Source organism: Paractinoplanes atraurantiacus (assembly GCF_900215205.1).
Taxonomy (GTDB): Bacteria; Actinomycetota; Actinomycetes; order Mycobacteriales; family Micromonosporaceae; genus Actinoplanes; species Actinoplanes atraurantiacus.
Genome location: NZ_OBDY01000010.1, coordinates 59174 through 85256 on the forward strand (window position 1 = coordinate 59174; position 26083 = coordinate 85256).

General features: G+C 71.6%; 25 protein-coding genes. 13 read left to right on the plus strand and 12 right to left on the minus strand.

What is annotated here, in order from left to right; genetic code table 11:
* The first annotated feature begins 92 nt into the window (after positions 1–92).
* Genes CRP55_RS22895 through CRP55_RS22905 form a run of 3 tightly spaced genes read left to right on the plus strand, consistent with a single transcriptional unit; the run spans position 93 to position 3635 of the window.
* Positions 93–932 (plus strand): PfkB family carbohydrate kinase, encoded by an 840-nt coding sequence (locus CRP55_RS22895; RefSeq protein WP_097322177.1) that lies wholly within the window; start codon positions 93–95, stop codon positions 930–932.
* The gene (locus CRP55_RS22900) at positions 925–3117 is read left to right on the plus strand and encodes a glycoside hydrolase family 65 protein (RefSeq protein ID WP_097322178.1); all 2193 of its coding nucleotides are present in this window, start codon (positions 925–927) and stop codon (positions 3115–3117) included. The genes CRP55_RS22895 and CRP55_RS22900 overlap by 8 nt, the downstream gene beginning before the upstream one ends.
* Positions 3114–3635: a DUF1697 domain-containing protein gene (locus CRP55_RS22905; protein WP_097322179.1), complete on the plus strand. Its 522-nt coding sequence runs from the start codon at positions 3114–3116 to the stop codon at positions 3633–3635. Before CRP55_RS22900 ends, CRP55_RS22905 begins: the two co-directional genes overlap by 4 nt.
* A 9-nt stretch (positions 3636–3644) precedes the next feature.
* Here the strand turns inward: CRP55_RS22905 and CRP55_RS22910 are convergent, their stop codons facing one another.
* Positions 3645–4154: a DUF4253 domain-containing protein gene (locus tag CRP55_RS22910; RefSeq protein ID WP_179855298.1), complete on the minus strand. Its 510-nt coding sequence runs from the start codon at positions 4152–4154 to the stop codon at positions 3645–3647.
* Between the two features lie 253 nt (positions 4155–4407).
* Between CRP55_RS22910 and CRP55_RS54850 the strand changes: the two genes are divergently transcribed.
* Complete coding sequence (locus CRP55_RS54850) at positions 4408–4779, plus strand: GNAT family N-acetyltransferase (protein WP_342751568.1); 372 nt, start codon at positions 4408–4410, stop codon at positions 4777–4779.
* A gap of 87 nt (positions 4780–4866) precedes the next feature.
* Here the strand turns inward: CRP55_RS54850 and CRP55_RS22920 are convergent, their stop codons facing one another.
* The 8 genes from CRP55_RS22920 to CRP55_RS22955 form a co-directional block, all read right to left on the minus strand.
* Complete coding sequence (locus CRP55_RS22920; protein ID WP_097322181.1) at positions 4867–5283, minus strand: NUDIX domain-containing protein; 417 nt, start codon at positions 5281–5283, stop codon at positions 4867–4869.
* A gap of 24 nt (positions 5284–5307) precedes the next feature.
* Entirely contained in the window at positions 5308–6918 is a 1611-nt protein-coding gene (locus CRP55_RS22925; RefSeq protein WP_245923314.1) for an ATP-binding protein, read from the minus strand.
* A 58-nt stretch (positions 6919–6976) separates the two neighbouring features.
* Entirely contained in the window at positions 6977–7378 is a 402-nt protein-coding gene (locus CRP55_RS22930) for a DUF1707 SHOCT-like domain-containing protein (RefSeq protein WP_097322182.1), read from the minus strand.
* A gap of 30 nt (positions 7379–7408) precedes the next feature.
* Positions 7409–8059 (minus strand): SprT-like domain-containing protein, encoded by a 651-nt coding sequence (locus CRP55_RS22935; RefSeq protein WP_097322183.1) that lies wholly within the window; start codon positions 8057–8059, stop codon positions 7409–7411.
* A gap of 177 nt (positions 8060–8236) precedes the next feature.
* Positions 8237–9208 (minus strand): hypothetical protein, encoded by a 972-nt coding sequence (locus tag CRP55_RS22940; protein ID WP_179855300.1) that lies wholly within the window; start codon positions 9206–9208, stop codon positions 8237–8239.
* The gene (locus tag CRP55_RS22945; RefSeq protein WP_097322185.1) at positions 9205–11763 is read right to left on the minus strand and encodes an AAA family ATPase; all 2559 of its coding nucleotides are present in this window, start codon (positions 11761–11763) and stop codon (positions 9205–9207) included. Before CRP55_RS22945 ends, CRP55_RS22940 begins: the two co-directional genes overlap by 4 nt.
* Entirely contained in the window at positions 11760–12911 is a 1152-nt protein-coding gene (locus CRP55_RS22950; protein ID WP_097322186.1) for an exonuclease SbcCD subunit D, read from the minus strand. The genes CRP55_RS22945 and CRP55_RS22950 overlap by 4 nt, the downstream gene beginning before the upstream one ends.
* A 9-nt stretch (positions 12912–12920) precedes the next feature.
* Positions 12921–14711 (minus strand): ATP-binding protein, encoded by a 1791-nt coding sequence (locus tag CRP55_RS22955; RefSeq protein WP_245923315.1) that lies wholly within the window; start codon positions 14709–14711, stop codon positions 12921–12923.
* 96 nt (positions 14712–14807) lie between these two features.
* Between CRP55_RS22955 and CRP55_RS22960 the strand changes: the two genes are divergently transcribed.
* The 3 genes from CRP55_RS22960 to CRP55_RS22970 all read left to right on the plus strand — a co-directional run bounded on the left by CRP55_RS22960 (position 14808) and on the right by CRP55_RS22970 (position 17698).
* The gene (locus tag CRP55_RS22960) at positions 14808–15569 is read left to right on the plus strand and encodes an SDR family oxidoreductase (RefSeq protein WP_179855301.1); all 762 of its coding nucleotides are present in this window, start codon (positions 14808–14810) and stop codon (positions 15567–15569) included.
* A 260-nt stretch (positions 15570–15829) separates the two neighbouring features.
* Positions 15830–16546: an ACT domain-containing protein gene (locus CRP55_RS22965; RefSeq protein ID WP_097322188.1), complete on the plus strand. Its 717-nt coding sequence runs from the start codon at positions 15830–15832 to the stop codon at positions 16544–16546.
* 105 nt (positions 16547–16651) lie between these two features.
* Positions 16652–17698 carry a GNAT family N-acetyltransferase gene (locus CRP55_RS22970; RefSeq protein ID WP_097322189.1) on the plus strand — a complete coding sequence of 349 codons (1047 nt, stop codon included), beginning with the start codon at positions 16652–16654 and terminating at the stop codon, positions 17696–17698.
* Here the strand turns inward: CRP55_RS22970 and bsaP are convergent.
* Positions 17695–17874 (minus strand): biotin synthase auxiliary protein BsaP, encoded by a 180-nt coding sequence (gene bsaP / locus CRP55_RS22975; RefSeq protein ID WP_097322190.1) that lies wholly within the window; start codon positions 17872–17874, stop codon positions 17695–17697. The genes CRP55_RS22970 and bsaP overlap by 4 nt on opposite strands.
* Positions 17871–18866, minus strand: a complete 996-nt coding sequence (bioB, locus tag CRP55_RS22980) for a biotin synthase BioB (protein WP_097322191.1) — start codon at positions 18864–18866, stop codon at positions 17871–17873. The genes bsaP and bioB overlap by 4 nt, the downstream gene beginning before the upstream one ends.
* 84 nt (positions 18867–18950) lie before the next feature.
* Between bioB and CRP55_RS22985 the strand changes: the two genes are divergently transcribed.
* The 3 genes from CRP55_RS22985 (at position 18951) to CRP55_RS22995 (ending at position 22606) form a co-directional block, all read left to right on the plus strand.
* Complete coding sequence (locus tag CRP55_RS22985; protein WP_097322192.1) at positions 18951–20078, plus strand: 8-amino-7-oxononanoate synthase; 1128 nt, start codon at positions 18951–18953, stop codon at positions 20076–20078.
* Positions 20079–21346: 1268 nt separating this feature from the next.
* Positions 21347–22066, plus strand: a complete 720-nt coding sequence (gene bioD / locus CRP55_RS22990) for a dethiobiotin synthase (RefSeq protein ID WP_097322365.1) — start codon at positions 21347–21349, stop codon at positions 22064–22066.
* A 9-nt stretch (positions 22067–22075) separates the two neighbouring features.
* Complete coding sequence (locus CRP55_RS22995) at positions 22076–22606, plus strand: GrpB family protein (protein WP_097322193.1); 531 nt, start codon at positions 22076–22078, stop codon at positions 22604–22606.
* On the opposite strand, the gene CRP55_RS23000 is transcribed toward CRP55_RS22995, so the two are convergent.
* Positions 22607–23182, minus strand: coding sequence for a TetR/AcrR family transcriptional regulator (locus CRP55_RS23000; RefSeq protein WP_097322194.1), 576 nt, complete (start codon positions 23180–23182; stop codon positions 22607–22609). It lies immediately after the preceding gene.
* Between the two features lie 52 nt (positions 23183–23234).
* On the opposite strand from CRP55_RS23000, the gene CRP55_RS23005 reads away from it, so the two are divergent.
* The 3 genes from CRP55_RS23005 to CRP55_RS23015 all read left to right on the plus strand — a co-directional run bounded on the left by CRP55_RS23005 (position 23235) and on the right by CRP55_RS23015 (position 25953).
* Positions 23235–24017, plus strand: coding sequence for a class I SAM-dependent methyltransferase (locus tag CRP55_RS23005; protein ID WP_097322195.1), 783 nt, complete (start codon positions 23235–23237; stop codon positions 24015–24017).
* Positions 24018–24502: 485 nt separating this feature from the next.
* Positions 24503–25183 (plus strand): sigma-70 family RNA polymerase sigma factor, encoded by a 681-nt coding sequence (locus CRP55_RS23010; protein WP_097322196.1) that lies wholly within the window; start codon positions 24503–24505, stop codon positions 25181–25183.
* Positions 25180–25953, plus strand: coding sequence for an anti-sigma factor family protein (locus CRP55_RS23015; RefSeq protein ID WP_097322197.1), 774 nt, complete (start codon positions 25180–25182; stop codon positions 25951–25953). Before CRP55_RS23010 ends, CRP55_RS23015 begins: the two co-directional genes overlap by 4 nt.
* The last annotated feature ends 130 nt before the right edge of the window (positions 25954–26083 follow it).

The following is a 26083-nucleotide window of genomic DNA, read 5'->3' on the forward strand; positions in this document are numbered from 1 at the left end:
CCCGCAATGCTCTCGGTGGGCGAATCGGCGGCACATCCTGTGAAGAGGCTGGGATGTCGCACAAACTGTCGGTCTCCGGGTAATGGTCGTGCGTGACGCAACCAACCGCCGCCGTGATCGGGCAGCTCGCCCGCGACCTCGTATTGACCGTTGACGAACTCCCGGATGTCGGTTCCTCCGGCGCGGCGACCGCCCGGCGCGAGCAGCTGGGCGGCAAGGGCGCCAACCAGGCCGTGGCGCTGGCCCAGCTCGGGGTGCGGCCGTCGCTGGTCGCGGTGGCCGGCGACGACGTCATCGGCGACGTGCTGCTGGATCAGGCGAAACAGGACGGGATTGACGTACGCCGGGTGGTGCGCCGGCGCGGCGCGTTGACCGGCCTGATCGTCGAGATCCTCGAACCCGGGTCGCACTACCGCTACGTGGAGCACTTGCCGCCGGAGGTGCTGCTCACCGAGGGTGACGTGCGGGCCGCGCGGGACGTGATCGCGGGCGCCGACGCCGTGCTCGTGCAGTTGCAGCAGCCGTTCGAGGCCGCGCTGGCCGCGGCGCGGATCGGTCACGAGGCCGGAAAGCTGGTCGTGCTGGACGGCGAGGTCTCCGACAAGGCGATTCTGGAGTACGCGGACGTGGTGCGGGCCGATGAGAAGGAAGCGTCCGGGATCGACGCGAGCGTTCTCGACGGCGGCCCGTCGCTGCTGGCGCTGGCCGAGGAGGACGGCAACGTCCTGATCTGGAAGGACGGCCGGGTCAAGATCCCGCTGACCGGCGGCGAGCCGGTCGACACCACCGGCGGCGGCGACTCCTTCACGGCCGCGCTGACCGCGACCCTGCTGGCCGGCGGGTCGTACGAGGAGGCCGGCCGGCGGGCGACGCTCGCGTCCGGCGTCACCGTCATGCACGTGAGCGGCCGGCCGGACCTGCGCCATGTCTGAGATCGGAGCCGCCGAGCCGTGGGCCGTCCGCGAGACCGCCCTGCCCGGCGACGACGGGCTGCGCCAGGCCGAGTCGATCTTCGCGCTGGCCAACGGGCACATCGGACTGCGCGGCAATCTCGACGAGCCGCACGCCGGCGGGATGCCCGGCACCTTCCTCAACTCGCTCTTCGAGGAAAGGGACATAACCTACCCCGAGGCCGGGTACGCGTTCCCGGAGCGCACCGAGACGGTCGTGAACGCGCCCAACGCGAAGCCGATCGCGCTGCGGGTCGGCGACGAGCCCTTCGACGTACGGACGGGGACGCTGACCCGGCACGAGCGGGTGCTCGATCTGCGGGCCGGCACACTTACCCGCGAGGTCGAATGGACCTCATCCGCCGGCGTCGAGGTGCGGGTGCGCAGCGTACGGCTGGTCTCGTTCCCGCGCCCGTCGGTGACCGCCGTCCGCTACTCGGTCCACGCCGACGCGCCCCTGAGGATCGAGTCCGATCTGGTGGTCAACGAGGCGCTGCCCTCGGAGCGGGACGACCCGCGGGCCAGCGCGATCATCTCGACGCCCTTCCGGAGCCTGTCGAGCGACCGCGACGTCCTGGTCCACCGCACCCGCGGCAGCGGCCTGCCGGTCGCCGCCGCAGTGATCCATACCGGTCACGAAGGCACCGTCGTGACCTCGCTCGACCTCATCCGGTGGACCGCCGAGGGGCACGGTGAGATCACCTTCGACAAGTTCACCGCGTACCGCTGGAACGAGGAGAACATCCGCGAACAGGCGCTGAAGGACCGGGACGCCGCGGCCCGTGACGGCTTCGACGTGCTGCTGGCCGAGCAGCGCGACTATCTCGACGAGTTCTGGGACGGCGCCGACGTCGAGGTCGACGGCGACCCCGAGATCCAGCAGGCGGTGCGGTTCGGGCTCTTCCACGTTCTCCAGGCGGCGGCCCAGGCCGGCCCGCATCCCATCCCGGCCAAGGGCCTGACCGGCAACGGCTACGACGGGCACACCCTGTGGGACACCGAGACGTACGTGCTGCCCGTGCTCACGTACACCCATCCCGAATGCGCCGGAATGGCCCTGCGCTGGCGGCACAGCACCCTCGACAAGGCCCGCGACCGGGCCCGCGAGCTGCGGCTGGACGGCGCGGCGTTCCCATGGCGGACGATCAGCGGCGTCGAGTGCTCCGGCTATTGGCCGGCCGGAACGGCCGCGTTGCACGTCAACGCCGACATCGCCGACGCGGTTCTGCGCTATTACGCCGCCACCTGCGACGAGGACTTCATGCGCTCGGCGGGCCGGGAACTGCTCGAAGAGACGGCCCGCCTCTGGAAGTCGGTCGTCTACTTCGACGAGGAGAACACCGGCCACATCGCCGGCGTCACCGGCCCCGACGAATACACCGCATTGATGGACGACAACGTCTACACCAACCTCATGGCCGAGCAGAATCTGCGGGCCGCGGGCTCACCCGTACACCTGAACATGCCTTATGACGAGAAGCGGGAGGTCCACGACCAGTCGGCCGGCTTCACCCGCCTGCCCGCCTGGGATTTTTCGGACGAGGAGTATCCACTGATGCTCCATCACCACTACCTGAACCTCTACCGCAAGCAGGTGATCAAGCAGGCCGACCTGGTGCTGGCGATGATGAAGCGCCCCGACCGGTTCACCCTCGACGAGAAGCGCCGCAACTTCGCGTACTACGAGGCCCGCACCGTCCGTGACTCCTCCCTGTCGGCCCCCATCCAGTCAGTGCTCGCCGCCGAGCTCGGCCACCTGACGAGAGCCCACGAATATCTGGCCGAGGCCGCGCTGCTCGACCTGCGCGGCAGCGGCGAGGCCGGCGGCGACGGCCTGCACATCGCCGCCTGCGCCGGCGCGTGGATCTCCCTGGTGATGGGCTTCGGCGGCCTGCGCGACCACGACAACCGCCTGTCGTTCGCGCCGCGCCTGCCACCACGGCTGAGCCGCCTGGCCTTCGGCCTGCGCTGGCGCGACTGCCGGCTGTCCGTCGTGGTCACCCCCGATTCCGTGACGTACGGGGCCAGGAACGCACCCGCCGACTTCCGCCATCAGGGCCACGACGTGCACCTGGCCGCCGGCCAGGAGGAGACGTTCCCGCTCGACCCCGTCGAGGACGTGCCCGCCCCACCGACCCCGCGCCCACCTCGTACGATCGCCGAATGACGGTCTGGGTGGCTTTGTTGCGGGCGGTGAACCTGGGCGCCCGCAACAAAGTCCCCATGGCGGCCCTGCGCGCCGAGCTGGAGGCGGCCGGCCTGCCCGGCGCCCAGACCCACCTGCAGAGCGGCAACGTGGTGGTGCGCTCCGACCTCGACGTCGGCCCGATCATCCACAAGGTCCTGCGGGAACGCTTCGACCTCAACGAGCCGGTCATGGTCCGCAGCCGGTCCCGTCTCGACGAGATCATCGCCGCCAACCCGTTCCCCGAGGCGGCCGCCGCCCGGCCCACGTACCTGCGGGTGGTCTTCCTGGCCGACCACCCGCCGGCCGCCCGGGCCGAACTTCTCGAAGACCACGACGACGTACGCCTGCACGACCGCGAGGTCTACATCGACTACCGGGACCGGGTGCACGGCAACCCGGTGAACGCCGCGATGATCGCCCGCCGCCTCGGCGTGCACGGCACCGAGCGGAACTGGGCGACCATCACGAAGCTTTCCGAGCTCGCCGCTCTTCGGTAGCCGCCCGTCTCACGGGCGCTCGTAGAGGCACCACCGGTCGAGTTCCAAAAGCGCCCGGGCGTAGGCCCGCGTGGTGGTCCCGGCGGTCAAACCGGCGATCGCCACATGCTCCACCGCCAGCCGCTCGGCATCGGCCAGGCCGGCCGGCGGCCGCGGCACGGTGAAGCCGATGGCCAGCCCGATCGTGGTCGGAGCGGCCCCGTACCGCTCATGCCAGCGCCGGGCGGCGGCCAGCAGCAGATCACCCGGAGTTCCCCAGACGCCGTACGGGTTGAGATAGGCGAACGCCGTCCACGGCTCGGGCCGGGGCAGAATGACCAGCAACTCCGGCTCCCCGAAGTGGCTCACGTCGTAGCCGTCGAGGTCATAGCCTTCATCGCCGGTACCGAGCGTCTCCGGGTCCCGCCCCCAGATGCTGAAGCCCGGCAGACGAGCCAGCTCGGCATCGACGTCAGCGGTCCGAGCCCAGGCGATCAGATCGCTCGGACTGCGGTCGTGGTGAAAGTCCGGCTCCAACACCGCCTGACTGTCAAAAACGAGAACCGGATTGTGCCCCGGAAGAGCAGCCCGAGCCGCCCGCAACACCCGCTGAGCATCACCATCGGGCCGAACCACGACAACGGTCTCATCGTGAATCCGCACCTGCTCCGCCCGATACGACTCGAGCCCCGCCGCCCGTAAGATCTTCTCCACGCGCCGATGCTAGAGACCAGCCGCGACCACCCGGTCGCCCTCCGGCGCGTCGAGGTTCGGCTCCGCCCATACCCCCGGCATACCCCCGGCATGCCTTCGGCCGCGTGGTGGTGAAGGGGAAACCGCCGAGGTCGGCTATTGGACCGCGCCCCAGGCGCGGGGCCGGGGCGTGGCCGGGCGGGCGCTGGAGGCGGTTTCGCACTGGGCGCTGGCCACCCTCCCGCTCCCGCCCGCGCCGCCCGCCTTCCCCACCAGCGGCCACCGGCACGTGCGCTCAGCCGCCCTCGGCGTTCTGGCCCAGGCCCACGCCGCCCTCTCGCAGCGGGCTGCTTCAAGGTCAGAGCGAGCGGTGCCCGCACACGCGGAGGCGTGGGAGGACGAGGGAGACATGCTGCCCGACCCGGCCGACGACGAGGAGCGGCGCCGAATCGACCGTGAGAACTCCGAATGATCGCCGCGTGCGGATCGACTACTCCAGCGATTGGTATGGCGGGCGTGCGCCCGACTGCACATCAGTGCGTTTGGCGGGGTGTGCTCATCACGTGGTGAGGACGGCGGTGAGCATCGGGAGGAGTGACTCGTGGGCGAGGTCCATGTGGTCGAGGTCGGAGGCCTTGAACCAGCCCATGTCGTCGTGTTCGTCCGGGGCGGCGTTGACGGGGGTGCCGGTCCAGCCGTCGATCAGGAAGATGTGCATGTCGAAGGCGGCTGTCCGGATCTCGTGGATCGGTGGGCCGGACGGCTCCGGCGCGGTGATTCCCAGCTCCTCCTGGAGCTCGCGGACCACGCTCTGTTTCGGATCCTCGCCCTCGTCGACGTGGCCGCCCGGCAGGTCCCAGACGTCGGGATAGTAACGGCGGCCGGGGCTTCGATGACACAGCAGGACCCGGTCGCCGTCGCGGAGAACGGCCGTCACGATCCGGGCCCGGCCGGAGTCGTCGGCGGAGATCGTCATCGGCTCATTCTGGCCGACCGGCGGCTACGACGTGCGCGGGAGTTCCACGTGCATCGTCGTGCCGGGAGGATGAGTGGAGGTGCTGATCGTGATGGTGCCGTGGTGGTGGTCGACGATCAGCTTGGCGATGGGCAGGCCCAGGCCGGCGCCCGGGATGGCCCTCTCGGTGGCTACCGCGCCCCGGAAGAAGCGGTCGAAGACGTGGGGGCGCTCGTCGTCGGGGATCTCCAGGCCGGTGTCGGTGACCTCGATGGTGGCGGTGTCGCCGGTGCCGGCCACGGTGACGGTCACCGTTCCGCCGTCGGGGGTGTAGGTGATCGCGTTGTCCAGCAGGACGGTCACCATCTGGGTCAGGCGGGCGGCGTCGCCTCGCAGGGGCATCGCGGCCGGAACGGTCCGGGTGAGGGTGATGTTCTTGGCCGCGGCCTGGTCCTCGGCGGTGTGGGCGGCGCTGGTGACGACGGCGACCAGGTCGACGTCGGCCATCTCGAGCGGGGTGCGGCCGGCGTCCAGCGCGGACAGGTCCAGCAACGCCTCGACCAGGCGGCGCAGTCGTTCGCTGCCGCGCCGGGCGCCGTCGATCACCGGATAGAGCTCGGCGGCGGGGGTGTCCGGTTCGGCGTCGCTCATCGCGTCCAGGTAGGCCAGGATGATCGTGACCGGGGTGCGCAGCTCGTGGCCGACGAGGTTCAGATATTCGTCCTTGGACCGGCTGAGCATCCGTTGCAGATATTCGGCGTGGCGGGCCTCGGTGATGTCGTGGAAGACGGCGACGGCGCCGAGGCGGCGGCCCTGCCGGTTGGTGATCGGGTGGGCGTTGACCCGGACCAGGCGGCGGCCGTCTCGGGTGCGTAACGCGAACTCGGTGCCGCGGACCTCCGTACCGTGCAAAGCCCTTCGCAAGGGCGTCTGTGTGCGGTCGACCGGGTCGCCGTCGGGGGTCGTGATCGGCAGCCAGTTCACCCACTTGTCGAGATGGGTGATCTCGGCCGGTAGTTCGAGGCGTTCCCGCAGGGAGCGGTTCACCACGACGAGGCGGCCGTCGGCGTCGCAGGCGGCGACACCCGTGTCGAGGCTGTCCAGCATCGTGTTCAAGAAGAGCCGCTGCTGGTGTTCGGCCTCGTGCGCCCACTGCTCGGCCACGAACGCGGTGCACGCCTGCGCGCCGTTGTCGACGGCGTTCAGCTCGTCGGGTCGCCAGTGCCGGACCTGGTAGTCCATGACGGCGCAGACCCCGACGACGGCGCCGGCCGGATCGCGGACGGGGAATCCCGCGTACGCCCGAATGCCCACGGCCCGCACCGGCGCGGCGGCCGGCACCCGCTCGTCGCCCTCGACGTCGCCGATCACCAGGGGCCGGCCGGCCCGCAGGACCACACCGGCCAGGGTCGAGGACACCGGCACCTGCTGCAACGGCTCGAAGCCGGGCGGCAGATCGTGCCCGCCGATGAGCCTCAGGTGGTGGCCCTCGACCAGGTGGATCATCGCGCAGGCGGCCCGCGCCCCGACCTGGGTGAGCGCGGCCAGCCGGTCCGCGGCCACGCGCGACATGCCGCCGGGCGCCATCTCGAGGACCGACGCCGGCGCTGATCCGTCGAGCACGACACCGAGGTCGGGTACTGGACGCAGGTCCACCCGTTCAGTGTCGCGTCCGCGGCCCCTCCGCGTGCCGGGAATCGGCAACCACCATTCCCTAATGGCGGCGAAGGTGCTCTATGTACGTCATCGCCACGGTCAGCACGACCGGAACGGCGAGGACCCACCAGGCGCCGTACGCGAAACCCAGCACCACCGCGACCGGCACACCGAGCGCAAGAGTCAGACAGCCGGCCAGGAAGAGCGGAGGTGGGGTGTCGTCGTCGTCGGGGTTCACGGGCGGGACGGACGCGGGCGGCAGCTCCGGATGCGGCAGGGGCAGATCGGCGAAGATCCGCGCCAGCTCGGAGCGGGTGCGGGCGTGCCGGGCGGCCTCGACGCGGCGTTCGTACTCGGGCGGGCCGAGGCGTTTCTCGGCCAGGTGCTCCTCCAGCGCTTCCTGGGCCGAGTCGCGCTCAGGATCGCCGATCAGCAGGTCGGGTGACGGCTCCGGGGTCACCCGGCCAGAGTAGACAGCTCCTCGTAACCGTCATCGATCGCTCGCGGTCAGCGGCTGGGCGGCGGTGAAGGCGACGCTGAGCAGGCCGGCTCGGGTGCGCACCTGGTAGCGGGTGCGGCCGCGTTTCTCGACGGTGCCGGTCAGGCCGGCGTACTTGCCGGCGCCGGTCAGGCGGACCCGGTCGCCGACGGCGACGGGAACGGGGACGGGCTCGGGGCGGTGGTCGCGCAGGCGGGCCAGCTCGGCGTCGTAGCGGGGATCCATGGCGGCCGGGAGGCCGTGATGGGTCCAGGTGTAGCGGGCCTCGACGTCGAAGCGGGGCGCGCACCGGGGGCAGGAGCGGACGCGGATCGGGCGGCGGTGCGCGGTCGTGCGGTGGCCGGCCGGGCAGGTGCCCACCCAGGCGCCGTCGACCTGGGGCGCGTCGGCGGGCAGGCAGCGGCCGCCGGTGTAGCCGATGCGGCGGGCGGTCGCGCGCCACACCTTGTCGTGCCCGTGGCCGGAGCCGGCCAGGGCGTGCGCGATCTCGTGCAGCATCGTGTCGGTGACCTGCTCGGGCGAGTACAGGCTGATCAGCGGCCGGGACAGGGTGATCTCGCGGCGGTCCGACCGGCAGGCGCCGGCCCGAGTCTTGGCGTTGTCGAAGAGCAGACGCCAGCCGGTCAGCTTGTGCCGGGTCATGAGGTCTGTCGCTAGGTCACGCGCTTGCTTGAGGTCCAACTTCGATACTCCGTGGTGCGAGAAAGTGCAAAAGTCATAAATCGCCCGAAGGGCTGCGGCGAAGGGGTGGCGGCGAGGAAGGGGCGGCGGAAGAGGGGCGGCGGCGGAGGGACGGCGGCGAGGGAGGGATGGGTGGGGTCAGCGGGTCAGGGCGGTGGCCTTCGTCAAGGCTCGGTGCAGGAAGCGGGCGTCGCCGAGCATGGTGCGCAGGCGGCGTTCGAGGCCGGCGATGGGTACGAGGTTCTGCGGGGCCCGCGGGTCCTTGTAGGACGCCGAGGCGAAGCGCGGGAGGGTGGCGCTCGAAAGCTCGGCCAGCTCGATGGCCTCGTCGGGGGCCAGGTCGGGGGAGCACTCGACGCGGACGATGCCGGACCAGGGTGCGCCCGAGCCGCCGGGGAGGCGGAGATACCAGGACCAGCCGCCCCACACTGTGCCCAGATGGAAGACGGGGGTGCGCTGGCCGGGGCGCAGCGACGTCACGACCGGGGTGAGGGCGCCCGGCAGGTACTGCTTCTGCTGGGTCTTGACGTAGCCGATGGTCCGGGGCAGCTGGCGGCGGTTGCGCAGTGGGCCGTCGACGACCAGGAGGTCGGCGCCGTCGGAGCCGACCGCGCGGGCCTCCGACGAGATGTCGATCTCGAGGGCGGTCAGGGACGGCTGGACGGCCGACGGCAGCTTGGAGGCCTCGCCGGCGCCCTCGATGCGGTGGACGGTGTAGCGGACCGTGCCGGCCTGGACGTCCGACGCCGTGGGGCTGGCGGTGAACAGGCCCCGGCCGACCTTGGCCCCGACCAGTTCGGCCTGGCCGCGGCCGAGGTCGCAGCGGACCACGCCGGCCGCGTACGAGGCGGCCAGGCCCGCGTACGACGTGCCGTCCTCCTCGGCCGTCCACAGGCCGGCGTCGTTGCGGCGGACGCCGTCGACCAGGAAGACGACGTCGGGGCGGCGCACCGAGGGGGACACGTCGATGGGGGCCCACTCGGCGGCGGGGATCTCCACATCGGTGTCGACCTGGGCGCTGCTGGGCGACGCCGGGCCCTCGCCGCCGTCGGCGCCCTCGTAGGAGGCGCCGTACGAGGGGTCCCACGCGTCCACGAACATCCTGGTCAAAGGCCAACCCTCTCCACATGGGCGGTACGCGCGTCCTTGCGCACCTCGAACCGGACCGGCACCCGCTCGGCGAGCGCGTTGACGTGGGTGACGACGCCGACCATGCGGTCGCCGCGGGCGGCCAGACTCTCCAGCGTCGCCGCGACCACGTCGAGCGTGGCGGCGTCGAGGGTGCCGAAGCCCTCGTCGAGCACGATCGACTCGAGGCTGGCGGCGGTGGTCGACATGCCGGCCAGCTGCTCGGACAGGGCGAGCGCGAGGGCCAGGGAGGCCTGGAACGTCTCGCCGCCGGACAGTGTGCGCACGCCGCGGCGCAGGCCGGCGTCGTGGTGGTCGATGACGAAGAACTCGCCCTTGTCGTGGATCAGGTCGTACTGGCCGCCGGTCAGCTCGCGCAGGATCCGCGAGGCGCCGCCGACGAGCAGATCTAGGGCCTCTTCGAGCAGCCAGCGCTCGAAGTTGTTGGCCCGCAGGTGCCCGGCCAGGGCCTTGGCGACCCGGCTCTCGCGTTGCAGGGTCATGCGCTGCTCGGTCAGCTCGGCCGCGGAGGCCCGCCGGTCGTCGAGCCGCTTCCACGCGGCCTCGGCCCGCTCGGCCGCCACCGCTGCCGCCCGAATAAGGTCGGCTTCCGAAATGGAGGAAAAGTCGGAATTGTGCGGCGAAGGGGAGGGGCGGCTCGCGGAAGGTGAGCCGGCGCCGGACGAGCGCAGCGGCGCTGGCACTCCCGCCGCCACGAACAGATCCGAGATGTCGGAGATGGTGGCGAGGGTGGCTTGGTGGGCGGCGGCGACGGCCTCGTCGGCCGACGTGCGGGCCGAGCGGCGGGAGACCACCAGGTCGGCGGCCCAGGAAGCCAGGGTGGACCAGGCGCCGGCCAGGTCGTCGCGGTCGGCCGGGGGTGGGGAGAAGCGGGCCACGCCGTCGCGGACGGCGTCGAACTCGCGCCACGCTGTGCGCTGCTGTTCCTCGGCGGCGACCACGGCCGCCTGCGCCTTGCGATGGGCCGCGCGCGCCGTCCGTACGGACGAAGCGGCTTGGTCAAGGTGTTTCTGGAGCCGGGAAAGCTCGTCGAGCCGTCGCTGGAGGGCCTCGACGCCCGGCGACTCGGCCACCGCGGCGCGGGCCTCGGCCAGGCGCGACAAGTGGTGCTCGTACTGGGCTCGCTTGCGCTCGAGGTTGCTCTCCAGCTTGCGGGCTACCGCGTCCCGCTGCTTCCACGCCTGTTCGGCGGCCTCCGCGGCGGCCCGGGCCGCCTTGCCCGCCGCCTCGGCCGCCCGCACCGCCGAACCCTCGGGCACGGCCGGCACTGTCGTCACCGTCTGCTCGCACACCGGGCAGTGGTCGCCGGCCACGAGATGCGCCCGCAGGGCGGCCGCCCGGTCCGTACGCTGGGCCTCCGTGTAGTCGAGGCGGGCCTGCTCGAGCAGCTGAGCCGCGCCCAGATGCTCACTGTGCGCGAGCTCCAGCGCCGCCACCGCGTCCTTGTGCTCGACGTCGGCCACCGACACCTCGCCCGCGAACCACTCCTCCTGCCCGGTCAGCCGCTGCAACTCGGCATGCCGGTCGAGCATCAGGCTCAGCGAGCCCGCGTCGCCGGCCGCGGCCAGCTCACCGCGGACCTTCTCCTCCTTCTCCTCGGCCGCGCGAACCTCGTCCGCGGCCTCGGCGGCGGTCGCCCTCGCTGCGGCCGTCACGCCCGCGGTTTCCACGCTTCCCGCAGGTGTACGCACGGAGCCCAGCTGCCGGAGTTCCGCGTCGAGCTCGTCCCGCTTCGCCGCCGCGGCCTCCTCGGCGGCGCGCTTGTCGCGCAACCCGGGCACGGCCTGCTCGACCGCGGTCGTGAGCTCCCGCATGCGTACGAGATGGGCCTGCGCCTCCTCGACCGCCTCGTCGGTGGCGTCGGCCAGCCCGGCCAGATTTTGATCGACCACGGCGAGTTTGCCCTCGGCCGTCTGCGCGCGCCCCGTCGCCTTGGTCTGCACCTCCTCGTAGACGTGCAGGCCGAGCAGGTTGACCAGGATCTGCTGGCGGGTGGCCGGCTTGGCGTGCAGGAAGTCGGCGAACTGGCCCTGCGGCAGCACGACACAGCTGGTGAACTGCTCGAACGGCAGGCCGACGGCGTGCAGCACGGCCTCGTCCATCTCGGCCGGGGTGCCGGCCAGTACCTCGCCCAGGTCGTCGAGGTCCATGCCGGTGTCGAGCTTGGTCACGTCGAAGCCGGGCGGCATGAGCTGGAGCCCGGCCCCGGCCGTCTTGACGTTGCCCCGGCCGTCGCGGCGGACGACACGGGTGGCCACGTAGCGGTCGCCGGCCGACTCGAAGACCAGGCGCACCCGGGCCTCGGTGGCCGAGGGGGCGAGCGCGTTGCCGATGCCGCGGGCGCCGCCCCAGCGCGGGACCGTGCCGTAGAGGGCGAACGTGATCGCGTCGAGCACCGTCGACTTGCCCGAGCCGGTCGGCCCGACCAGCGCGAAGTAGTCGGCGTCGGTGAAGTCCACGGTGGTCTCGTCCCGGAACACCGTGAACCCGGCCATGTCGAGCCTGATGGGCCTCATTTGTTCGTGCTCACCTCGTCGTACAGCTCGTCGAACAGCTCGCGGACGCCGTCCTCGGCGTTGTCCTTGCTGTCCAGGTAGTCGCCGAAGAGCTCACGCGGCGACCGGCCGGCCCGCTGCGCCATCCGCTCTCCCGTCCGGTCCGGCATCATCTCGGGGTCGATCCGCACCTCGAGAGCGTTGGGCAGCAGCTCCTGCACGTCCTCGCGCAGGCCGACCCGCGGCTTCTCGCGCACCAGAACACGGAGCCAGGCGTCCGGAAGGTTCACCGTCGCGAGCTGTTCGAGGGTGCCGCGGACCGTGCGCAGGGCGATCGCCGAGGAGATCGGCACGTCGCGGACCCGGGCCGCCCGGTCGACGCCGACCTCGACGATGGCCACCGAGGAGACGTTCTCCTCCTCGCCGAAGTCGATCGCCAGCGGGCTGCCGCTGTAGCGGGTCGGGCACGGGGCGATGACCTGCTGCGAGCGGTGCAGGTGCCCGAGCGCGACGTAGTGGGTGTTCTGCGGGAAGACCGTCGCGGGCACCGCGTAGCCCATGACCGTGTGCGCCTCGCGCTCGCCGCCACCGGTGGTGGCCCCGAAGATCGTCAGATGCGCGGTCAGCAGATTGATCACGCCGGGGTCGGAGAACCGCTCGCTGAGCTTGGCGATCAAACGGCCGAGATGATCGGCGTACGTCTGAGAGGCCTCCGCCGCGGTCAGCTCGTACATCTCCGCGGCCCGGATCGCGTAGCGCTGCGACAGGAACGGCAGGGCCACCAGCTGCCAGCGCTCGCCCTCCTCGGTCTGCCCGGTGATCAGCAGGTCCTCGGGGTTGGCCAGCACCGAGCCGCGCAGCTCGATGCCGGCAGCGTCGGCCCACGGGCGCAGCGCGTCGAGGGCGGCCCCGTTGTCGTGGTTGCCGCCGATCGCGACCACCCGCGCGCCGGTCTTGCGCAGCGCCGACAGCGCCCGCGTGACCACCCGGGTGGCGTCGGCCGTCGGGGCCGCGGTGTCGTAGAGATCACCCGCGATGATCACCAGATCGGGCCGCTCGGCCCTGGCGATCTCGACGACCTGGGCCAGCACGCGGATGTGCTCCTCGTGCCGGTTACGGCCCTTGAGTACCTTCCCGACGTGCCAATCGGAGGTGTGCAGGATGCGCATCGGTGAACCCTAGAACGGGATGTCGTCGTCTTGCGAACCGCCGCGGCCGCCGACGACGGCGAACGGATCGGCTCCCTGGACGATCGACTTCATGGTGGAGGTGGGTGGCGGTCCGGACTCGGACTTGCGGGTGGCCCAGGCCGGGAACGGGAACTCCACGCACAGCGGCACCGGGATGTCGGGCTGGTTGACGAACATCGTGCCGGGGCGGGCCAGCAGGGCGCGCTGGCGCATCGCGGGCGGCAGGAAACCGTACTCGGGGCGGGCCGCCTCGGCCGGGTCGAGCCGGCCGACGACGCGGATGGCCGAGTTCGTCACGATGCGGCGCTCGACCTCGCTCGCCGTCTGCTGGGCGCCGATCAGGATGACGCCGAGCGAACGGCCGCGCTCGGCGATGTCGAGCAGCACCTCCTTGATCGGGGAGGTGCCCTCGCGCGGCGCGTATTTGTTCAGCTCGTCGAGGACGACGAACAGCAGCGGGCGGCCGGTGCCGGACTTCTCCTTCTCCTCGAACTCGGTCTTGAGCGTCACGCCGACCACGAACCGCTGCGCGCGGTCGGGCAGGTTGTGCAGGTCGACCACGGTGACCTGGGCCGACTCGGCGGTCTTGATCTGGTGCGGGCGGCGCTGGGCGAGGTCGCCGCGGATCAGCCGGGCCAGGTCGCGCTTGCTGCCGATCAGGCGGCGGGCGAACGCGTTGACCGTGCCCATGTTGACCGCGCTGCCGGCCCAGGTCGACCGGGTGTCGTCGTCGGTGAGCTGCTCGACGATGTGGTCGACGAGATCGCCGTACGACCCGATCCGCCGGCCGTCGATGCTGATGCCGCCCTCGGCCGGGACGGCGTGGCGGTTCAGGTGGGCGGTGACCGAGTGGACCACCATCGTGTACTGCTGGCGCTCGTCGTCGGCGTCGGCGAACACGTAGGGCAGCAGGCGCAGCGAGCAGAACTCCTCGAGCGTCCAGTAGAACGCGTCGACGCCGGTGAGGCGGCTGCTGACGTCGGGGGCACCGGAGGAGTCGCCTGCTCGTGGGGGCGCGTACACGCGTATGTCAGGGAAAGGGTTGGCCGGCAGCTCGAGAAGCTTGTAAGCGGCCCGCGTGCTCTCGTCGAGCTTGGTGTTGGGGTGATCGAGGAAGAGCAGGTCCTCACCCTTGACGTTGAAGATCAGCGCCCGGGCGTTGGCCCCGTCGGCGCCGAGCTGGCCCGAGCGGAAGACCGAATAGAGCAGGAACGTCGCGAAACTGGTCTTGGTGGCCACGCCCGAGATGCCGGAGATGGACACGTGGGCGCCGCGGGTGCCGTCGAGGAAGTCGGCGTTGAGGAAGACCGGGACGCCGTCGCGGCCGGTGCCCATCGGGATGCGCCGCTCCATGCGGTCGAAGTGCAGGGCGGCGTCGCGGGCCTCGCCGGAGGCCCGGTGCACGACGGCGCCGGGTGCGGGCGGCACGTAGAGCTCGGGGTCGACCCGGGTCGTGGTGATCTCGGCCGCCTCCTGCACCATCGCGGGCAGGGTGCCGTCGGCAATCGCGAAGACGTCGGAGTCGAACTGGGCGCCCTCGTGGCGGGCGCGGACCTGGGTCACCACGCCGGCGATGGTGACCGGCTCGCGGTCGGGCAGTTCGCGCTTGGTGACCACGACGTCGTCGAGCTGCAGATAGCTGCCGGGGGTCACGGCCGTCCAGAACTGAAGCGGGGTGGCATCGGCTGTACCCAAGACCCGCCCGACGGGGTCTACATCCGATTTGTCATTTTGTTTTCCGCCGCGGGGAAGGGCAGCTTCGTCAGACACGTCGATCATCGTGCACCAGGGGTACGACAAAAGACGCACGCGGCGTCGGTTGGCACGCGTTGTCCACAACTTCTGGTGCTCATACACAGAGTTATCCACAAGATCTTGCCCGTACGAGGGAGGCGCGCCCATCTTCGATACGGTTGCGCGGTGACACTCACTGGGCGCGTCCATGTCGTCGCGGGCGGCACCGGCCGGGCCGGCACTGTCGTCGTTCAGGAATTGATCGCGCGGGGTGCGGTGGTTGCCGTGCCTTCGCGGAATCCCGCTCGGCTGACGCGTCTCGAGGGCAAGATCAAGTCAGACCGGCTGCACGGGTATGTCGGTGACATTTCGGACTTGTCTGATGCGTCCCGGCTGCGGTTCTTGATGGCGGATGATCTCGGGCCTATCGATGCCGTCGTGGCGTCGCTCGGGGAGTGGTGGGAGGGTTCGCCACTTTTGTCACTCGACCCGGCGGTGTGGCAGCGGATCATTTCGGACAATTTGACGAGTCATTTCATGGTGGCCCGGGCGTTTCTGCCGGCGTTGGTCGACCGGGCCGACTCGGTCTATCTGACGCTCGGCGGCATCGCGTCGGTGCTGGCCGTGGCCGGGTCGGGGCCGATCTCGGTGACCGGGGCGGCGCAGGCCATGTTGATGCGGGTGCTGGCGGCCGAGGCGGAGGGCAAGGCCGTGCGGCTGCATGAGGTCGACGTCTACACGCCGATCGTCACCGAGGACTGGGACGGCGGGGAGATCGAGCCGGGCTGGCTGAGCGGGCGCGATGTCGGGGCGTTCGTGGCCGACGCGCTGACGCCGGGATTCGGCGGGGGGCTCTTCCTCCAGATTCCCGAGGACACCACGTTCAGGCGCAACGAGGTCTAAGGGCCGGGCGCGCCGGTCGCGGGCGGGGTCGGCTCGGGTGGGCGGTGCTGACAGTCGCACCAGGAGCCGCCGCGGCACTTGTCGTGCTGCTTCTCGCGACACGCTGGGCAGATCACGCTATGACGATACCCCGGTGACGTCGCGTCACTTGCGGGCTGAGAATGATTGACACGGCGGCGCAACCGGGGCGAAATGCCGAGTTGGCACGCTGTACGCCGGAGGGCGGCATCGCTGTGCCGCCCTAAGACGGGAGGAGTTGCATGTTGCTGCGGGTACGAGTCACCCTGCCGGACCGTCCCGGTGCTCTCGGCCAGGTCGCGCGCACGCTCGGCGTCGCCGGCGCGGACATCGTCCAGGTCGTCGTGCTCGAGCGACTCGGCGGCCGCGCCGTCGACGACTTCACCGTGGTCTGGCCCGGCGCCTCCCGCGTGGAACGGCTCCTGGCCGGTCTCGCCGCCATCCCGGGCGTGCAGGTCGACGGCGTCTGGAAGGCGATCGGCGCCCCCGTCAACGGCGGCCACGACGCCGAGCTGCTGGCCCAGGTCGCGGCGAACCCGGCCGACGGCCTGGCCACCCTGGTCGACGCCATGCCGGGCCTGCTGGCCGCCGACTGGGCCGCGGCCGCCGTGGTCCCGGCCGACTGGGCCTCCCGTACGGGAGCTCCCCGCGCCCTGGCCAGCGAGCCCGCCGTGACGTACGCGAGCTGGCGCGCGCCCTCCCCGCTCCAGCTCCCCGAGGTCACCCCGCTGCGGGCCCGGCCGCTCACCGGCGCCGACAACACCAAGTACGCGGTGGCCCCGTTCGGCCGCGACGGCCTGGTGCTGGTGCTGGCCCGCTCCGCCGACGACGAGCTGCCGGCGGCGGCCTTCCACGTCACCGAGGTCGACCGGGTGGCCCAGCTGGTCCGCGCGGCCGCCGTCATCCTGGGCGACCGCCTGAGCACATCGAGCGTGCCCGCGGTGGCAAACCCCATGTGATGGGACTCGCATCCAAATCCCAGCTCAAGCAATGTCCGGTTAACACCTGCGGGGCAGTATTGGCGTTGGTACAGCTGACGTGACTCGCCGAGAGGAGTGCCGGAGATGGCGCTGTGGCGGATCCGGGCAACGGTTGACGACCGGCCGGGCTACCTTTCCGTCCTGACCGCGAGCCTCGCTCTGCGGTCGGTAAACATCCTGGCCGTGCAGGTGCACACCACCGAGGCGGGCGCGGTCGACGACTTCCTGGTCGACGCGCCCGACTCGATGAACGAGACCGAGCTGCTCACGGCGATCGCCAAGGGCCGCGGCCGCAACGCCTTCGTGGCCCGGGCCGAGGCGCAGGGCCTGGCCGACCAGCCGACCCGGGCGCTGGCCCTGGCCGGCCGGCTCGTGCACGAGCCCGACACGCTGGGCGAGGCGCTGGTCGCGCTGCTCGACGCGACCGAGGTGCGCTGGCGGCCCGAGCCGCTGAGCGGCGGCCCCGGCCACGACGCCGAGCGGATGCGGCTGGCCGACCCGGCCGGCGGCTCCCTCGAGGTGCTGCGCACGGCCCCGGCCTTCACCCCGGCCGAATACGCGAGGGCGCAGGCCCTGGTCGAGCTCTCCAGCGCGATGCTGCGCCGCGGGCGCGAGCAGTCCACGCTGCTGCTGCCCGACGGCACCGAGCTGACCGTCCGGCAGGCCACGGCCGACGACCTGGACGGGGTGCGGGGTCTGCACGAGCGCAGCTCGGCGGCCACGCTGCAGCGCCGCTACCTGGGCGGTGGCGGCCCCACCGACACCCGCCTGCGCCGCCTGCTCGAGCCGTCCGGAGCCGGCCGCACACTGCTGGCGATCGCCGGCGACCGGGTGGTGGCGATGGCCAACCTGCTCACCGAGGGCGACCTGGGCGAGGTGGCCATCCTGATCGAGGACGGCTGGCAGCGCCGCGGCATCGGCACGGCCCTGCTGCGCCGCCTGATGGCCCACGCCGAGCGCGGCGACCTCGCGGCCGTCGTGGCCCACGCGGCCGCCGACAACGTGGCGATGCTGCGCACGCTCCGCCGCCTGGGCGCCGGCCCGGCCGAGCGCGACGGCGCGATGGTCAGCGTCACCCTCCCGGTGCCGGTCGAGCGGCCGGTGAACTCGGTGGACCCGGTCGTCAACTAAGAGGCGCGAGTGCCGTGCTCCACGCAGGTGGCTGTCCAGCCGGTGGGCACCACCTGCACCTTCATCCGGCGGCGGCACTCGGCGCAGTAACGCGGCGGCTCCAGGGCGCGCGCCCGCTCGCAGGCGGCGTGGTCGCCCCGGGCGGCCGCCTCGCCGCAGCGGTCGCAGAAGGTCACAGCGTCGCCGACAAGGCCTTGACCGGCATCTTCAGCTCGGCCAGCAGCGCGAGGTCCTCGGTGGCCGGACGGCCCAGGGTCGTCAGGTAGTTGCCGACGATCACCGCGTTGATGCCGCCGAGCAGCCCGTCACGCGTACCCAGATCGCCCAAGGTGATCTCCCGGCCCCCGGCGTACCGAAGAATGGTCCTCGGCATCGCCAGCCGGAAGGCGGCGATGGCGCGCAAGGCGTCGCGGCCCTCGACCACCGGCTGATCGCCCAGCGGCGTACCCGGGCGGGGGTTGAGGAAGTTCATCGGCACCTCGTGCGGGTCGAGTTCGGCCAGCTGCGCCGCGAACTCGGCCCGCTGCTCGACCGACTCGCCGAGCCCGAGGATGCCGCCGCAGCAGACCTCCATGCCGGACTCGCGCACCATCGTGAGGGTGCTCCAGCGCTCCTCCCACGAGTGGGTGGTCACCACCCTCGGGAAGAAGGAGCGGCAGGTCTCGAGGTTGTGGTTGTACCGGTGCACGCCCATGTCGACCAGCTCGTCCACCTGCTCCCGGGTGAGCATGCCGAGACTCGCGGCGACCTGGATCTCCACCGCTTCCCGGATCGCCTTGACGCCCTCGCGCATCTGGGCCATCAGGCGCTGGTCGGGCCCGCGCACGGCGGCGACGATGCAGAACTCGGTGGCCCCGGTCGCGGCGGTCTGCCGGGCGGCCTCGACCAGCGACGGGATGTCGAGCCAGACCGAGCGCACCGGCGAGGCGAACAGCCCCGACTGCGAGCAGAAATGACAGTCCTCGGGGCAGCCGCCGGTCTTCAGCGAGACGATGCCCTCGACCTCGACCTCAGGACCACACCATTTCGTACGCACGTCGTGGGCGAGCTGGAGAAGCTCGGGCAGATGGTCGTCGCCGAGGCGCAGCACCTCGAGAATCTGCGCCTCGCCGAGGCCGGCCCCGCCGGCGAGAACCTGGGCACGGGCCATCTCGAGGATCTCGGGCATGCCCGTACCCTACAGACCTTCACGGCCGGTAGGACTGTCAGTGGCGGGTGATAGTTTCCCATTCTCGTGATCGCTGGAGGTGTCTTGTCGGGCTGGCTGGAGGAGCTGGATCGCCTGGCCGCGAGCAGGGCCAAGGCGGGGCTCACCCGTCAGTTGCGCCCCCGGGCGACCGCCGTCGACCTGGCCGGCAACGACTATCTCGGCCTGGCCGGCGACCCCCGGGTGACCGAGGCCGCGGCCGGTGCTCTCGCGCGGTGGGGGCTGGGCGCGACCGGCTCTCGGCTGGTCCGGGGCACGACATCGGCCCACGCTTCGCTGGAGGCCTCGCTGGGGGAGTGGCTGGGCACGGCGGCGGCGCTGGTCTTCTCGTCGGGATATCTGGCCAACCTTGCGGCCGTACGGAGTATGGCCGCCCTCTGCGATGTGATCGTCTCCGACGCGTACAACCACGCGTCCTTGATCGACGGCTGCCGCATGGCGGGCACGAAGACGATCGTCGCGCCCCACAATTCACCGTCCGCAGTGGCCGCCATCCTCGACGCCCAGGCTCCCTCCACGGCGGTCGTCGTGACAGAGTCGGTGTTCTCGGTCGACGGCGACCTGGCGCCGCTGGCCGAGCTCCACGAGGTGACCTCCTCCCGCGGGGCGCTCCTGCTGGTGGACGACGCGCACGCGCTGGGGCTGCTGGGCCCCGAGGGCGCGGGCGGCGTCGCGGCGGCGGGCCTCGCCGGAAAGCCGGACGTCGTCGTCACGGCGACCCTCTCCAAGTCCCTCGGCGGAGCCGGCGGCGTCGTGGCCGGTCCCGCGCAGTTCATCAAGCATCTGATCGACACCGGCCGGACGTTCATCTACGACACGGCGCTGCCCCCGGCCGTCGCCGCCGGAGTCGAGGAATCCCTGCGGATCGCCCGGGCCGCCGACGACCGCCGCGCGCTGGTGGCCGGCCGGGCCGCCCAGGCCGTCGCCCGCCTGCGGTCGGCCGGCTTCGAGGTGGCGAGCCCGGCCGCGGGCGTACTGTCCGTTGTGGCCCCCGGCCCCGAAGCCGCCCTGGCCTGGGCCGCCGACTGCCGCGACCGGGGCATCGCCGTAGGCTGCTTCCGCCCGCCGTCCACCCCCGACGGCAGTTCCCGCCTGCGCCTGACCCTCAACGCGGGCGTGACCGGTCCCGACTTCGCCCGCGCCCTGGACGTGATCGTGGAGTGCGCCCCGTGAGTAGCAAGCCCCGCCCCCTCGCCACCGGCCCGTCCTCCCCGGACGTGACCGAGGTGGTGACCCGCCTCCCCACGGCCAACGTGGTCCTGACCGGCCGCCCCGGCGTCAAAGGCTTCACGTTCCCGCCGCTGCCGGGCCGCGCCGCCCCCGCGCCGGCGGTGGCTCCGGCCCCTTCCACGCTGGTCCCCGCCGCAGCGGTTCGGGGAAGCACCTCGGACCCCGCGGTGCCGACGACCTCCTCGCCGGCCGACGGCCACCAAGGGCGGGTGGACTCGCCGCTCGTTGCCGATGCGGTGGCGAAGGCCTCGTCCTCCCACGACCTGGTCGTCATGGATGCCGGGGAGCCGGCCGCGCTCTCGAGCGCCGAAGAACCGGCCACCGCCGAGCCGGGCGCGCCTTCTAGCGCCGGAGAACCTGCCACCGCTGAGCCGGGCGCGCTTCCTAGCGCTGAAGGACCTGCCACCGCCGAGCCGGGCGCGCCTTCTAGCGCTGAAGGACCTGCCACCGCCGAGCCGGGCGCGCCCTCTGGCGCCGAAGGACCGACCACTGCCGAGCCGGAGTTCTCGGCCTCAGAAACGCTGCGTCGCGCCCACGATGCCCTTTCTTATGACGAAATGTCGCCTAGGGCGTGGCGGGCTTCAGGAGGGTCGGGCCGCGGGCTTTCGGCCGTAGTGACCCCTGCCATCTCCTCGCTCGCCGGGCACTCGGACTTCCCGCCGCACCAGAGGGCACAAGCCGAGCCGTCCGGCCCCGCCGCCGATCCCGCTGGTTCCGCTTCCGGGACGTCTGGTCGTGCCGCCGATCCGGCTGGTCTCTTCTCCGGGACGTCTGGTTCTGGCGCCGGTTCCGCTGGTCCCGCCCCCCAGGCATCCGGTTTTGCCGCCGGGACGTCTGGTGCCGGCGGCGAGTCGTCCGGTTCTGGCTCCGCGCCGGGTGGGACGGCTCCTGCGGAGCCGGCTCCGTCGGTGCCGGGGGAGCCCGAGCCTGAAGGTGTGCCGGTCTCGCCTACGCCGGTCGGGCCGCCTCCTGGAAGCGTGCCGGTCTCGCCGGCGCCGGTCGGGTCGCCGCCCGGCGGTGTGCCGGTGTCGCCGGCGCCGGTCGGGTTGCCGCCTGGCAGTGGGCCGGGGGCGGTGGGGCCTGCGCTGGATGGCGATGAGCTGCCCGACGGTGAGGCGCTGGGGGACGAGATCGCGGCTGAGCTCTCCGCGCAGGCGCCGCCCGCCGCCCAGGCCGCTCCCCGGCGGGCCGAGTCGGGGGAGTGGCGCGGGATCGTGCTGGTCACCGGTACCGACACCGACGTCGGCAAGACGATTGTGACTGCTGCCGTGGCCGCCGCCGCGCAGTCGTCGGGGCTGCGGGTTGCCGTCATCAAGCCGGGGCAGACCGGTATCGCGACCGGGGCGCCGACCGACATCGAGGTCATCAGCCGGCTGGCCGGGCCCGACACCGCCCGTACGCTCGCCGAATATCCCGAGCCCATGGCGCCGCTGGCCGCCGCGACGGTCGCCTCCCTGCCGCCGCTGGAGCTCTACGAGGTGGTCGACGCGATCCGGGCCGAGGCCGACAAGCACGATCTGGTCCTGGTCGAAGGCGCCGGCGGCCTGCTCGTGCCCATGGGCGTGCGGCCCTCGGGCGAGTCGTGGACGTTCGCCGATCTGGCCACCGCCCTCGGTGTCAGCACGATCGTCGTGGCCCGGGCCGGTCTGGGCACGCTCAACCACACGGCCCTGACCTTGGAGGCTCTCAACCGCCGCGGCATCCCGGCCGGCGTGGTCATCGGCGCCTGGCCGGCCAACCCCGAGCTGGTCCACTGGGCCAATTTGAGCGAGATGGTCCCGCATCTGCTGGGCGCCCTGCCTTCGGACGCCGGCCGCATGGACCCGGGTGTCTTCCGGCGCTCTGCCCCGGGCTGGCTCACCCCGTCGCTGTACGGCGTCCTCGACAACTGGCGCGTCTGGGCCGAGGAGACCGGCGACGGCCACCATTAGGGTCGCCTCATGGGGATCGAGATTCGTGAGTACGAACCGGGGTGGCCCCGGCTGGCGGTGGCCGTCATTGTGGGCCTCGAAGAGGCTCTTCCCGGGGTGATCAGATCGGCCGAGCATGTCGGCAGTACCTCTGTGCCGGGAATGGCGGCCAAACCGGTGATTGATGTGATGGTGGCCGTGGATGAGCTCGATGTGGTGGAGAAGCGGGAAGGTGCGCTCGAGACCCTCGGCTATCGGCGGGTGGACGTGGGCATGCCGGAGCGGCTGTTCTACCGGCGGGTGCGGGACGGGGAGCTTGTCGTTCACCTGCACGTGGTGACTGTGGAGTCGTGGGCGACCCGCAACGAGCGGCTGCTGCGCGACCACCTTCTCGGCAACGCGGAGGATCGGGCGGCCTACGGGCGGCTCAAGCGGGAGCTGGCCGCGGCGGGGCACGAGGCGGATGCGTACACCCGGGGGAAAACCGCTTTGATCCAGCGCATGGTCGATGACGCCCGGGCCGCGCGGGGGCTGCCCCGGGTCGACGTCTGGGAGGGCTGATCAGGCGGCGCCGGCCAGGACCGAGGTGACCAGCTTCTCGACCTCCGCCGGATCGGGTGGGGTGTCCTCGTGGCCGGCGAAGACCAGGTGGCTGGTGCCGATCAGGGTCAGGGCCAGGGTGTCCGCGTCGGCTTGCGGGGAGAGGCGGCCCTCGTCCTGCTCGGCTTTCAAATAGGTGGCCAGCAACGTCGCCGCCTCGGTCAGCAGGGGTATGCCGGTGGGGCGGTGGCGGCGCAGGCGGGCCCGCAGCTCGTCGCGGGCGATGATCAGGGCCACGATGTGCAGCGCGACCGGGCTGAAGATCTCGGTCAGGGCGCCGGCCACATTGGTGACGACCGTCGCCGTGCCGGCGCGGGCCTCGAAGGTGTGCGGCAGGGCGGCGACGCGGTCCTCGACCAGGGCGGCCAGGAAGTCGTCGAAGTCGGTGAAGTGCCGGTGCAGCACGCCTTTGGCCACGCCGGCCTCGGTGGTGACGGCGCGGCTGGTCAGCCCGCCGGCGCCGTCGCGGCGCAGCACGCGGTCGGCGGCGTCGAAGAGCTGCTGTCGTACGTCGCGCAGGGCAACACCGGTCGGCATTCCCTCATCATGCCCGGTACCGGGATGGGCGCTTGCCCACTAGAGTGGGCGCATGCCCATTCAACCTCACCAACAGCGACAGGTGGCCGAGTCCTTCGGGATCGATCCGCGGCGGTACGACCGGACGCGGCCCCGCTATCCGGACGCGCTGATCGAGCGGCTCGTGGCGCCGGAGGTGCTCGACGTCGGCATCGGCACCGGGATCGTGGCCCGCGCGCTGAGGGAGCGGGGCTGCCGGGTGCTCGGGGTCGAGCCCGATCCGCGGATGGCCGATTTCAGCCGGCGGGACGGGTTCGACGTCGAGGTGGCGACCGTCGAGCAATGGGATCCGCGCGGGCGGGTCTTCGACGCGGTGGTGGCCGGGCAGACGTGGCACTGGGTCGACCCGGTCGCGGGCGCGGCCAAGGCCGGTGCGGTGCTGCGGGAGGGCGGCCGGCTGACCCTGTTCTGGAACGCGGGCCAGCCGTCGCCGGAGGCGGCCGCGGCCTTCAAGGAGGTCTACGAGCGGTTGATGCCGGAGAGCATGATGGCCCGGGCGTACGGATCCTCGGCGTCGGCCGTGCAGATGTACTCGTCCATGCTCGACACGGCCGAGGGCGGCATGCGGGAGGCGGGCGTCTTCGGCGAGGCCGAGCGGTGGCGGTGGGACTGGGAACACGTCTACAGCCGCGACGAGTGGCTCGACCAGGTGCCGGCCCAGGGTGCGCACACGACGCTGCCGCCGGATCAATTGGCGGCGCTCGTCGCCGCGACCGGTGAGGCGATCGACGCGCTCGGCGGTTCCTTCGTGATGAGTTTCGCGACCGTGGCGGTGACCGCGACACGCGCGAGGTGAGCCTTTCGTGCAGTCGTACATCATGAAGATCTCAAGAATTCAGTGTGGCCGTCAGAACGGACCAAACAGGTCAAGCGGGGCGCATCCGGCGGAGATCACCTGAACGGGTCCAGACATTGCCTGAACGGCCCAGTTGCCCTTCCGGGTCGAGAATGGGAGCGCTCCCGTGAGCAGGGACGGGAACGCTGCGGAAGCACGGAACTACTCAGCGGTAATGCCGCACCGGTAGTGCGTCGAGGCTGCTCAGAACGACGTTTCATGGGACGGGTGTGGCTGAGTATTATTCGGCTGCCCTGGCCGTCATATCGGTGCAGATCGATGAATTTTGATCGTCTGCCCACGCGCCTCGTGACTCTTCGCAGGAGTCTCGCGAGACCGGAGGACCGTTTGAGACCGCTCCCGAAAAATTTCCCGTCGGCGTTGATCCCGAGGGCTGTCCCCAGCCGTATCTCAGGCGACGGGGAAAGCTCCGGGCGGAGGTATCGATGCATGCGGTGGCCGAGGATCGGCTGGCGCCGGGCGGGGTTGGCCTGATGACACAGCGTTCCGGTGGACGGTGGCAGTCACTCGACGGGAGCCGTGGTGTGGGCGATGGTGGTTCGGTGATTCCCCGGCAGGCGCCGCGGCACGAGGCTGCGCCCTCGACCGGCCCCAGCCACGAGGACACCCTGGTCCGGATGCTCTACGAGGAGCACGCCGGTCCCCTGCTGATGTTCGTGCTGCGGCTGACCGGTGGTGACCGGCAGCGCGCCGAGGACATCGTGCAGGAGACCCTGCTGCGGGCCTGGCGCAACGCGCACCGGCTCGGCGCGCAGGGGCAGCAGTCGCTGCGGCCCTGGCTGGTCACGGTGGCGCGGCGGATCGCGATCGACGATCACCGCAGTGCCAGCGCCCGGCCGGCCGAGACCTACGACCGCGAGCTGGAGAGCTTCCCCAGCACGGCCGACGACACCGACCGCGTGCTGCAGTCGATGACAGTCTCGGACGCGCTGCGCGAGCTGAGCCAGTCGCACCGCGAGATCCTCATCGAGACGTACTTCCGGGGCCGCACGGTGCCGGAAGCGGCGGAGAAGCTCGGCCTTCCGTTGGGTACCGCCAAGTCACGGGTGTACTACGCTCTGCGTGCACTGCGGACCGCGTTGCAGCAGCGGGGGGTGACGGAATGACACAGGAAGACCACTTCGACGTCGCGTCGTACGCCCTCGGCGTGCTCGACAGCCGCGATGCCGAGCGCTTCGAGGACCATCTCATCGAGTGCCCGCGATGCGCGTACGAGCTCGAGTCGTTCGTCGAGGTCGCCGACCTGCTGGCCGACGTGGACGCGCAGTCGGTGATCGCCGCCGAGGAGACCCGGCGCGACGGCTTCATGCTGCAGAAGGTGATCGGCGAGGTCGCGCACGAGCGTCACCGGGCCAACAGCCGGCGGCTCTACTCGCTGGCCGCGGCCGTCGTCATCTTCGCCATGCTCTCGATCGGCGCCTTCTTCGTCGGCGGCCAGGTCGTCGGCGACAAGGGCGGCAGCACGACCGGCAACACCACCGCGCAGGGCGGCAGCAGCCAGACCGACCCGCTGCCCAACAGCGGGCAGGGCCCCGGCATCGGTGGCCCCGACCTGACCGGCGAGCGTTTCGACGGCGCCGACCCGCGCACCGGCGTGCAGGCCTCGGTCGCCTTCGAGCAGAAGGACTTCGGCACCCAGATCCAGTTCGCCATCTCCAACATCACCGGGCCCAAGACGTGCCGGCTGGTCGCCGTGCACACCGACGGCACCACCGAGCCGCTCGTCTCGTGGACGGTCGGCACCAAGGGCTGGGGCACCGCGGCCAACTCGCAGCCGCTGCTGCTGCAGGCGGTCACCGCGACGCCGCGCGCGGACATCGCGCACGTCCAGGTGCAGGAGGTCCCCTCCGGCGACACCCTGGTTCGCGTTCCGTAATCAATTAATCACGGAAAGGCCCGGCCGAATTGGCCGGGCCTTTTTTGTGTTCGAGGCGAAGAGATCTAGTACGTAGGCGGCGGCCGAAGGGTTCAAACAAAAAACTGGGAAATTGATCGGCCCTTTTTTC